At 59.5% G+C, this 10,206-nt stretch carries 9 protein-coding genes; 5 read left to right on the top strand and 4 right to left on the bottom strand.

The window, feature by feature from the left end; translation table 11 throughout:
* Window positions 1-191: 191 nt before the first annotated feature.
* Both ABY948_RS08385 and ABY948_RS08380 read left to right on the top strand, forming a co-directional pair.
* The gene (locus tag ABY948_RS08385) at window positions 192-1,331 is read left to right on the top strand and encodes a hypothetical protein (protein WP_461482079.1); all 1,140 of its coding nucleotides are present in this window, start codon (window positions 192-194) and stop codon (window positions 1,329-1,331) included.
* Window positions 1,332-1,344: 13 nt separating this feature from the next.
* Complete coding sequence (locus ABY948_RS08380) at window positions 1,345-2,160, top strand: nucleotidyltransferase family protein (protein WP_461482078.1); 816 nt, start codon at window positions 1,345-1,347, stop codon at window positions 2,158-2,160.
* 50 nt (window positions 2,161-2,210) lie between these two features.
* On the opposite strand, the gene ABY948_RS08375 is transcribed toward ABY948_RS08380, so the two are convergent.
* From ABY948_RS08375 to ABY948_RS08365, 3 genes are read right to left on the bottom strand one after another with little or no spacing between them, the layout of a single operon-like run.
* Window positions 2,211-3,137 (bottom strand): metallophosphoesterase family protein, encoded by a 927-nt coding sequence (locus tag ABY948_RS08375; RefSeq protein WP_461482077.1) that lies wholly within the window; start codon window positions 3,135-3,137, stop codon window positions 2,211-2,213.
* Window positions 3,138-3,192: 55 nt separating this feature from the next.
* A complete protein-coding gene (gene spt, locus ABY948_RS08370) occupies window positions 3,193-4,392 on the bottom strand; it encodes a serine palmitoyltransferase (RefSeq protein WP_461482076.1) in 1,200 nt (399 codons plus the stop codon).
* Between the two features lie 49 nt (window positions 4,393-4,441).
* Complete coding sequence (locus ABY948_RS08365) at window positions 4,442-4,681, bottom strand: acyl carrier protein (RefSeq protein ID WP_461482075.1); 240 nt, start codon at window positions 4,679-4,681, stop codon at window positions 4,442-4,444.
* Window positions 4,682-4,823: 142 nt separating this feature from the next.
* Here ABY948_RS08365 and ABY948_RS08360 point away from each other — a divergent pair, with 142 nt between their 5' ends.
* Window positions 4,824-5,945 (top strand): mitochondrial fission ELM1 family protein, encoded by a 1,122-nt coding sequence (locus ABY948_RS08360; protein WP_461482074.1) that lies wholly within the window; start codon window positions 4,824-4,826, stop codon window positions 5,943-5,945.
* Here ABY948_RS08360 and ABY948_RS08355 read toward each other — a convergent pair.
* Window positions 5,925-7,652 (bottom strand): ABC transporter ATP-binding protein, encoded by a 1,728-nt coding sequence (locus ABY948_RS08355; protein WP_461482073.1) that lies wholly within the window; start codon window positions 7,650-7,652, stop codon window positions 5,925-5,927. The two genes, ABY948_RS08360 and ABY948_RS08355, sit on opposite strands and share 21 nt — an antisense overlap.
* 311 nt (window positions 7,653-7,963) lie before the next feature.
* On the opposite strand from ABY948_RS08355, the gene ABY948_RS08350 reads away from it, so the two are divergent.
* Window positions 7,964-8,890: a sulfotransferase domain-containing protein gene (locus tag ABY948_RS08350; RefSeq protein ID WP_461482072.1), complete on the top strand. Its 927-nt coding sequence runs from the start codon at window positions 7,964-7,966 to the stop codon at window positions 8,888-8,890.
* A 27-nt stretch (window positions 8,891-8,917) separates the two neighbouring features.
* Window positions 8,918-10,066 (top strand): mitochondrial fission ELM1 family protein, encoded by a 1,149-nt coding sequence (locus tag ABY948_RS08345; protein WP_461482071.1) that lies wholly within the window; start codon window positions 8,918-8,920, stop codon window positions 10,064-10,066.
* Window positions 10,067-10,206 lie beyond the last annotated feature (140 nt).

Raw genomic sequence — 10,206 nt, 5'->3', positions numbered from 1 at the left:
CAGCAAGCTGCGCGATCACGACCACCACGCCGCCCCCACAAAAGACTCGATATAAAAACCCAGTTAAATTACCACTTTATGACAATCAACGGATCTACCCTAAAGTCGTACAAGGAGGGTTGGTTGTAGGCTCAAAAACCGGGCTGTATACTCCTGGCTTTTTTAGCATCCGCCATTCCGGACGAGCGCTTATGGGACCTGATATCGATATCATCGTCACACCCGTACAGGGCCGGAGCGGCAAACGCGACTTTCTTCGCCTGCCAGGGGCAATCTATCGCAACGACCCCCACTGGATCGCCCCGCTGGAGCTGGAGCAACGCATTCGCGTGTTTGGCAAAAACCCTTTCTTCGAGCACGCCCAGTGCCAGGCCTGGACCGCGACCCGGCAGGGCAAGGTCGTGGGCCGCATTACCGCACAAATCGACGAGCACTACCCGCAACACCACGGTGGCCACAAACTCGGTTATTTCGGGCTGCTGGAAGCGGAGGACGATGGGGAGGTGTTTGCCGCACTGCTCACCACGGCGGAGGACTGGTTGCGGCAACGGGGCATGACCGAGGTCCAGGGACCGTTCAATCTGTCCATCAATGAGGAAGTCGGCTTGCTGGTGGAGGGCTTTCAGTCCCCGCCCTTCGTCATGATGGGCCACGCCCCGCCCCATTACGCCGAACGGGTAGAGCAACAGGGTTTCCAAAAAACCAAGGACCTGCTGACTTACACGATCCACCCGGACTTTGTGACCCCCAGGGTGATGCAAAAACTGGTGGACACCACCGGCCGTGTTGTCACCGTGCGCTGTTTGCGCCGCAAACAGTTGGCCGAAGAATTCGAGATCATGCGCGACATCTTTAACGACGCCTGGTCCAACAACTGGGGATTTGTCCCTTTTACCGAGGCGGAGTTCTCGGATATGGCCAAGACCCTGACCTTCCTGCTGGATGATGATTACGTCCAGATCGCGGAAATTGATGGTCGCCCGGTCGCCTTTATTGTCGCCCTGCCCAACATCAACGAAGCGGCAAAAGATCTGCAAGGCAAACTTCTACCCTTTGGCTGGCTAAAACTGCTGTGGCGACTCAAGGTGCGCTATCCCCTCAGCGCACGCGTCCCGTTGATGGGCGTGCGCAAGGAATATCAGCATTCCCGATTGGGCCCCACCCTGGCCTTTATGGTGATCGATGCGGTGAGAACGGCATTGGTGAAACGGGGCATCGAAAACGTTGAAATGGGATGGATTCTGGAAAACAACGATGGCATGCGCAATATCATTGAATCGATAGGCGGCAAGCAGTACAAAAAGTACCGCGTCTATCAAAAGCCGTTATAACCTGAAGTATTCCATGACCGATTCCCAAAACAACAACACCCTCGCCGCGATTGTGCTGGCCGGCGAACGCTGCAGTACAGACCCGCTGCGCGAATTTCACGGCGCCGCCTGCAAGGCGTTAATCAAGATTGACGGCCAGCCGATGATCCACCGGGTGCTGGACGCACTGACCGCCTCCAGCCAGATAGCTGACATCTGGTTATCCGGCCCGCAACAGGCATCGGTGGATACCGATGAGCGCATCAGTCGGGGCGTGACCAACGGGGAGATAACCTGGCGCAATCCCGAGGCGACCCCCAGCACCAGTGCTTTCCGAATCATGAGCGAAGTGCCGGTCGACCGGAAATGTCTGCTGACCACGGCGGATCACCCGCTGCTGGACGCCGAAATCATTGACACATTTTGCCGGGAGAGCCTGGCCACGGGAGCCGATGTGGTGGTGGCAATGGCACCCTACCCGCTGGTTCACGCCAGCTTCCCGATGATGAAGAAGACGGTGCTGCGCTTTCAGGACGGCGAATTCTGCAACTGCAACCTGTTTGCTTTCCTGACCCCCGAGGGACGAAAAATTGCCAACTTTTGGCGCAAGATCGAAAACCAGCGCAAAAAACCCATCATTCTGATCGGACTGCTGGGCTGGTGGTCGGTACTGCGCTATCGCCTGGGACTGCTGTCGAGGGACGAGGCATTGGCGCGCCTGTCGAAGAAACTGGGCTTAAAGCTCCAGGCGGTCACCCTGCCCTACGGCCATGCCGCCGTTGACGTGGATTCCATTTCAGATTTCACCCTGGTGGAACAAAAGCTGGCCGCTGCCCCCGCCAAGCCCTAAGAGACACAAGCCCCAAGACACTACCCCTAAGATACTTGGCCACCTCGCTGCTAGCGGGGTATGGCAAATGACTCGGTGCCCGCACTCAGGAAACGTCCCGCGTCCCGCTGGTAGCGGCGACTTTCCAGCTGCAAGGTCCAGCCAGTTGCCACACGCTCCAGGCTGTAGCGATTGTACAGGGCCGCTTCGCCATGCTGCCCCAGCGCTGAAGAGGAGGGAATACCGATCACCGGCACCGCTTTTCCACCCGGCAGTTCAAGCATTTCGTGTTGCCACCTGTGACTGTGTCCGTGCAGCAACAATTCGGCGCCCTGGCGACGGATGACATCGAGCAGTGCCGCCGCATCGCACAAGCGTTTACGCCATTTCTCCTGACCGGGGATCGGCGGATGGTGCAGATAAACCACCCTGAACAGCCCCCGGGCAGCCGTCTCCGCAAGCAGGGCAGACAGCTTCTCCAGCTGGGCACTGCCCAGTTTTCCGGTGGCGAAAAAAGGCGGTGTCGGCAGCGCACTGTTAAGACCGATGAATGCGATCCCTTCGCGCACCTTCAGGGACGGAAAGGCCTGGAGCAGCGATGCCGGCTCAGCAGCGCCATCAGAACGCAGGTAGGGCAGCCAGCGGGAATAGGTATTCTGCCAGGACTCAGCCACATAGCTGTCGTGATTGCCCGGTACCACACTGATATCACCGGCCGCCGCCAACTGATCGAGCCAACGGCGAACCTGGGAGAACTCGTCCGGCAGCCCCAGGTGCGTCAGATCCCCGCTCACCAGCAGGTGGTTTGCAGGCAGCAGCCCCAGATCGGCGCACAGGGCAGCCAGTACCGCGGCACTGTGTTCCCGACGGCGCTTGCGACGCCAGGAAAGATAGCCCAGCAGTCTCTTGCTGAGCAGCTGTGAAAACCCCACGCCACCGAGATCCGAGAGATGGAGATCGGAAAGGTGGATGAATACCTGTTTTGCTTCAGCGCTCATCGCTTGCACTGCCCGTTACCGGCCGATCCGCAAAGAGCCGATGACACCACCACCGCTAGGCAACAGGGCTGCCGATCGGATGTTCAACCGTCACGGCGGCAAACGCGGCAATGATATGGTCAATCTGCTCGGGACTGTGGGCCGCGCTGACACTGCAACGCAGCATACTTTTCTCGGAGGGAGACGCCGGTGGTACCACCAGGTTGACATACACTCCCGCCTCCAACAGCGCCTGCCAGCTTTGCAGGGCCCGAACCCGATCTTCAATGGTAACGGCAACAACCGGGCTGACACTGGGCCCAACTGCCAGCCCCAACTGTTTCAACCCCGTATAGAGGCGTTGGGCATTTTCCCACAAACGCTCCCGGCGCTGCGGTTCTTCACTGATAAGTTGCAGCGCGGTGCGCACGGAGGCAATCACCCCCGGCGTCGCCGAGGCGGTAAAGATATAGGCGCGCACACTGAAACGAATGGCTTCAAGCAGTGCGTGGCGGCTGACGCAAAAACCGCCGGTGGCGCCGAGACTCTTGCTGAAGGTCCCCACAATAAAGTCGACATCCCCCTCCACGCCGGCCGCCTCGACCGCTCCCCGACCGTGGGCACCCAGCACCCCCATGGAGTGGGCCTCATCCACCAGCAGGTAACCGCCGTAGCGTCGCTTCAGCTCGGCAATCTCTTGCAACGGCGCGACGTCGCCGAGCATGCTGTAGATGCCCTCGACCACGATCAGGGTGTTGCCGGTTCGGTCGCCCAATCGTCTCAAACGTTTTTCCAGATCGTTGGTATCGCTGTGCTTGAAGCGGATAATTTCCGCACCGCTCAGCTGGGCACCGGCATAGATGCTGGCGTGACTGTCCGCATCCAGCAGAATCACATCACCGGGTCCCGCCAGGGTTGCGCACATGCCCTGGGTGGCCGCGTAACCGGTGGTAAACACGATAGCCTGTTCCACACCATAAAACTGCGCCAGCTCCCGCTCCAGGGCGATGTGTTCAGCAAAGGTGCCGTTGGCCATGCGGGAACCGGTGGTCCCCGTACCCCAGACCCCTGCCGCGGCCCTGGCGCTGGCGATACAGCGGGGATCGAACGACATGCCGAGGTAATTATTGGTGCCGGCGAGGATTACCTGATGGCCGTTGACCACCCCTTCGGTCGCCGATGTGATTTTTTCTGTTACAGCTCCGAATGGCACGATACCAATGGCTTCGAGTTCGGCGCGAACCCCAGCCATAGACTGAAATTTGTCGAGAAGCATGGAAAAGGTATTACCTCCTGATGAGGACGCGGGAGCCGGTATGCGCCGGCTAGCCGTTGAGTTCTTGCAGCTTGCGGGCAAGATCACCAACGGTATTGATATCGGGCAGAATATTCAGGGAGATGGAAATATCAAAATGGTCTTCAATGTGCTCGATCAACTCCATCACTTGCAGCGAGCTGAGCCCCAGCTCTGCCACCAGGTCGGTCTCCTCGGTAAATTCGACATCTTTTTTGATGGTCCGCAGCACAGTGTAGATGTAATCAACATAGGCATTATAATTTGGCATTGTTTAGAACCTGGCTCGGTTTTCTTGTCGGGCAACGATATCACAGCATTCGCCTTGCACCGCAAGCCTCAGTTGGATAGATTGCAGCAACCGGGACTATACCCTAGGGCCATTATTCATTGCCACTCCAAAACTGACCGCCGTGTCCAAACAACCCTTTCCAAACAATCAGTTGAGCGCGCTGCAGACTGCCACAACCCCGAGGCTGTGGCTGATCAATGCCTATCGCGCCGGAGAACTGAGCCAGATGCGAGCCTTGGCCGAGGCGCTGGGCTGGCCCTGGGAAGAAAAACAGCTGGTCTACCGCAAAGGTGCTTTCCGCACCAACCTGTTGCGCGGCAGTGACCTCAGCGGCATCGACCTGTCACATTCAGCCCCACTCAATGCCCCCTGGCCCGATTTGCTGATTTCGGCAGGCATGCGCAATGAACCCGTGTGCCGCTGGATCAGGAATCAATCTGGCGGAAAAACCCGCATCGTTCACCTCGGTCGCCCCTGGGCCGATCCGGAACAGTTCGACCTGGTCATTACCACCCCCCAATACCGGCTGCCCCTGCGACCCAATGTGTTACAGAACACCCTCCCGCTGCACCGCATCAACGCCCGGTTACTCCGCGACACCAGAGCGCAGTGGTCCGGCCAGCTGGCACAGCTGCCAAAGCCACTGATCGCCGTCATTGTCGGCGGTGACAGCGGACCGTACGCACTGGGGATCAAGGCGGCCCGACGGCTGGCCCGCCAGGCCTGTGAATTGGCAAAAGCAAAGGGGGGCTCCCTGCTGATCACCACCAGCGCCCGCACCCGGCCCGCCGTCAGCCACTGCCTGAAAGCCATTGCCGACACACCGATGGCCTTTTACCAGTGGCGGGCCGACGATAGCAACAACCCCTACCTCGGTTATCTGGCCATGGCGGATGAACTCATCGTCACGGCGGACAGCGTCTCCATGCTGTCTGAAGCCTGTGCCACCGGTAAACCGCTACACATGTTTGACCTGGGCACAGGCAAATACAGCATGCGGGGCGAGAGCGACCGATCCGGGGGTGGCAACGACTTCAGCCTGTCAGCACTGGCCTACCGGGCATTGATGCGCTGGGGCTGGCAGCGGCTGAGCAGGGATATCACCCTGATACACCGACAACTTGAACAATCCGGGCGGGTCTGCTGGCTGGGCGCGGCAACCCCGGCGGCACTCGATACGGATGACAGCGATAGACAGCGCGCCGTGAGTCGGGTCCGGGAATTAATGGGCCTGGCGGGCTAGCTGCGCCTGATCGACCAATCTGGCCCCGTCTTTACTCAGTTCATAGACGCGGTCCGCCGCATCCATGATCGCGGTATCGTGGGAAACGGCCAGAATGGTCAGTTCCTGCTTCAGCTGCGCCATGGTTTCACACACTTCCCGCTCACTGACCGGGTCCAGGGCGCTGGTCGCCTCGTCCAGAATCAGCAGCTGGGGACGTTTGACCAGCGCGCGGGCAATGGCAATGCGCTGCCGCTGCCCACCGGACAATTTGCCACCGCGCTCACCGACGACCGTGTGAATGCCTTCAGGAAAAGATGATACAAATCCCCAGGCGCCCGCCTGGCGCAAAGCCCGTTCCGCATCCTGTTCGGTGAGCCCGCTCTCCCCGAGGGTGATATTGTGAAACACCGTGTCGTGCAGCAGGATGGTTTCCTGGGGTACGTAACCGATGGATTGCCGCCAGGCGCGAACATCCAGTTTTGCAAAGGGCGTCCCCGCCACCAGAATTTCTCCGCAAGTCGGCTGGATCAAGCCGATGGTGAGATCAATGATGGTGGTCTTGCCGACGCCGGAAGGGCCGATCAAGGCCGTAATACCACCCACCGGGATCTCCAGCGAAACATCCTGGAACACGTCTTTGCCGTCGTAGGCAAAAGCCACTCCGCGAAACTCAATTGATTGGGTCAGGCGTGGCGCCGCGCCGTCATGCAGGTGCTCGCGAGAGGCAACCGCCTCATTGATCGACCGCTGGATAGACCAGTAGGCGCTCTCACTCTGCACCATACTCTGGTACTGTTTCTGAACCTTGCCCAAAAAGGAGAACGACCGGCCCAGGGTCACCACCAACACCATCACCGTGGCAAATTCCATGGCATAGGTGACCAGCGCCACGTACATGCCCAGCGCGATGAACAGGGTAAACATCACTTCCTGGGTGGAATTCAGCAGCGCCTTGCTGAAGACCTGGCGTCGCAGCGACTTATTGAGGCGCGAGGTCTCCATCGCCAGCACCGCATCGGCCAGGTGCTCACGCGCCATGGCCTTGAGGGGTTTTACCGACTGCAGGGTATCGGTCAGCCGGGACATCAGGGAACGCATCAGATGGGTCTGCTTTTTACCCGCCTTGCGGGTCACCATCACCAGGAAATGCGAAACCCCTATCACCAGCAGTCCCGCACCGAGGCTGAAGAGCGCCGCCCGCCAGGATACGGCAACTGCAACAGCGCCGTAGATCAGCGCCTGGATCAGGAAGGTAATGGCGGTCGCACCACAGACAAAAGCATCCGAGGAGCGCTGTGCCTCGCTCGCCATGGCATTGGTCAATTGCCCGATGGGCTTGTTCAGGAAGTATTCCCATTTACTGCGCAGCATCGCGCGCAGCATTTCCAGCCTGAGATCGGTGCCGATCTGAGCGGCGGTATAACCGACCTGCCGCTGGGAGACAAGCAGCAACAAACTCTTTAACGCCACCCCGAAAACAACAATGACCAACAAAGGTCCGATGGTGGGCGCAATGCCGAGATTGGCCAGGAATTCAATCACATGCTGCTCAAAGGGATTTTGAGCTCCGCCATCCTCCCCGGACCCGGACTTGATCGCCACATTCAACAGTGGCAGCAACGCGGACAGCCCCACCCCTTCCGCCACACCGGATAAAAACAATGCCAGCAACATCAACAGTGTCTGCCACCGGTATTTCCTGAAAAAATTGAGCATTAATTGCATGAATGGGTAATCTCCGGCCTTAAATCCTGACAGCACAGTCGCTGCTGGGCGACGCTGCGGTGATGACGCCAAAAAACAGTGATCTGCCCTCGGGTAAACCGCACCGCGCGACAACGGAGTGAAGATCCCTGCCGGGGTAAACCGGGCATCATTCTAGCCCGAATGGCGAACGGATGTGGGCGCGAAACTGAAAAAAGGGACAAACCGCCCTCGAGCACAGGCCACCAACACCACGACAGGCTCTCTGGCCATTTTAAGGGCCTTACTGCATACTTTCGCCCTTCGCAGTCACAACAGAGTATCGGTCGACAATGTTGCAATTGAGCGATGGGGTAAAGAAAGCCCTGGTAATTGCCCCCACGGAACTATTACCCGGCAAGTTGAGAGTATCCCTGCGCAGAAAACATCTCGGCCAGCTGGAACTCGCTCGCGCTCAGCGAGCCAATTTGCTCATTATCGGCCATCCAAAAAGCGGCAACACCTGGCTGAAAGTCATGATGTCCCGCCTCTATCAGGTTCGCTACGGCCTGCCCAGTTCCAAATTGATCAACACCGACGAGCTGGCCAGGAAACATCCGGGCATCCCGCGCCTGGCCGCCACCAACGGCTGCTACAGCTATGAACAGGTGGTCGGCAATCTGCTTACGCCCCAGGCCCATGACAATATCTTGAAGCACAAGCCGGTGCTGTTCCTGGCGCGCCAGCCGATCGATATTGCCGTTTCCTGGTACCACCAGTTCACCAAGCGCCAGTCCCGCGCCAAACAGGAATTGATCAATCATTCCATCGCGCACCCCATTGACCGCCACAACATTGGTCTGTGGGATTTTGTGCGCCACAGCGATATCGGTTTGCCGTTCCTGATCAACTACCTGAACACCTGGTATGACAATGTCCAGGCCCTCGACAGCGCCGCCATCATCCGCTACGAGGATCTCCGGGCGGAACCGGCGGACACCCTGGCCAGGGTCTTTCGGTTGATGGGTGAAACCTTTACCGAACAGGAAATCGATGAAGCCGTAGCCTTCGGCTCATTCGACAACCTGCGCAAACTGGAAACCAGCGGGCACTTCCGCCAGGGCGGCATGCGCTTGCACAACGCCGGTGACCCTACCACCTTCAAAACCCGCAGGGGCAAAGTCGGCGGCTACAAGGACGATTTCAGCGCAGCACAGGTGGCCGAGCTCGAACAGCTGGTGCGCGACCAGCTCAATCCGGCACTGGGCTATCGCCTGTAACGCCGTTTCACTCGAGCCCGACCCGCCATGGACAAGCCAACTGAGCAGCAACGCCCCTATCCCGTTCCCGTCACCTGGCTGATCCTCGGGGACAAGCAGGGTGACAACAGCCAGGTGGAAACCCTGATCGAAGGGTTGGGCTGGCCATACACCCGCAAATACGTGCACATGCGGGATGAGTTTGTGCTCGGCAAACCGCAGTTCAAGGCCACCCTCGACCACCTGGACCTCGGCCGCTCCGATGCCCTGGAAGCGCCCTGGCCGGACCTCATCTTCACCGTCGGTCGGCGACCCTCCATGGTGGCCCTGTGGGTGAGAGTGCAGTCCGGCAACCGCACCCGCATCATCCTGGTGGGCAAACCCAGCGGCAACATGCCGGACTTTGACCTGGTCATCGCCAGCAGCGAGAACCAGCTGCCGCCACTGGACAACCTGGTCCCCATCGCCCTGCCGCTGATGAAGGTCGACCCCGCGAAGATCGCCGCGGAGGCGGAACGCTGGCACGGCAGGCTGGCAGCACTGCCGCGGCCACTGATCGCCATTCTGGTGGGAGGCGAAACCGGGCCGTTTGTCATGAACGAAGCGATCGCGGACAAGATATCGGCCCTGGCCCGCCACATTCAGAACGACCTGGGCGGCACGGCCTACGTCACCACCAGCCGGCGCACCAAGCCCGAAGTGGTGCAAGCGCTCAGGCTTGTCCTGCCCCAGGCAACGCCCTTCTTCGCCTGGTCTGCCGATGCCGGCGACAACCCCTATAAGGCGCTGCTGGGCACGGCGGATGGCTTTATCGTCACCGGCGACAGTATTTCGATGATGGTGGAGGTGATCCTCCTGCACAAACCCCTCGCCATCTTCCCCCTTTCCCAGGGCGTTGCGGGCACGGTAGACCAGCTGCGCCGCGCCCTGATCAGGCGCCTGTTCAACCCCCGCTGTGAAACAACCCTGGATCGCTGGCGCCAGCGCCTGGCACGACTGGTATTCCGACTGGATCGTTTCAAGCTGTTGAGTTCCACCCGGGACTTCAACTACTTCCACAGCATGCTGATCAAAAAGGGGTTGGCGGTGTGGGCCGGAGAAACCCTTAAGCCCCCGGCAGAACTTCAGGCAAGCGACCTGGATAAAGTAGTGGCCCGAATCAACGGGCTGTTTGAACAACCGACGAAGGCCGACTGAGATTCGCCGGGGTCACACCCCGGCCGACCGACTCACTCCGCCTCAGCGCAACCCCAAGACGTTTTTGACAAAGCGGGTGGAAAAGCGACTCAGCCGCTGGCTGGCCACCGACCAGGCGCTCTGGTCGAGGTAGTTGAGCT

It is taken from the genome of Porticoccus sp. (assembly GCF_041592135.1).
Classification (GTDB): domain Bacteria; phylum Pseudomonadota; class Gammaproteobacteria; order Pseudomonadales; family Porticoccaceae; genus Porticoccus.
This window is presented reverse-complemented; position numbering and strand designations above follow the sequence as displayed.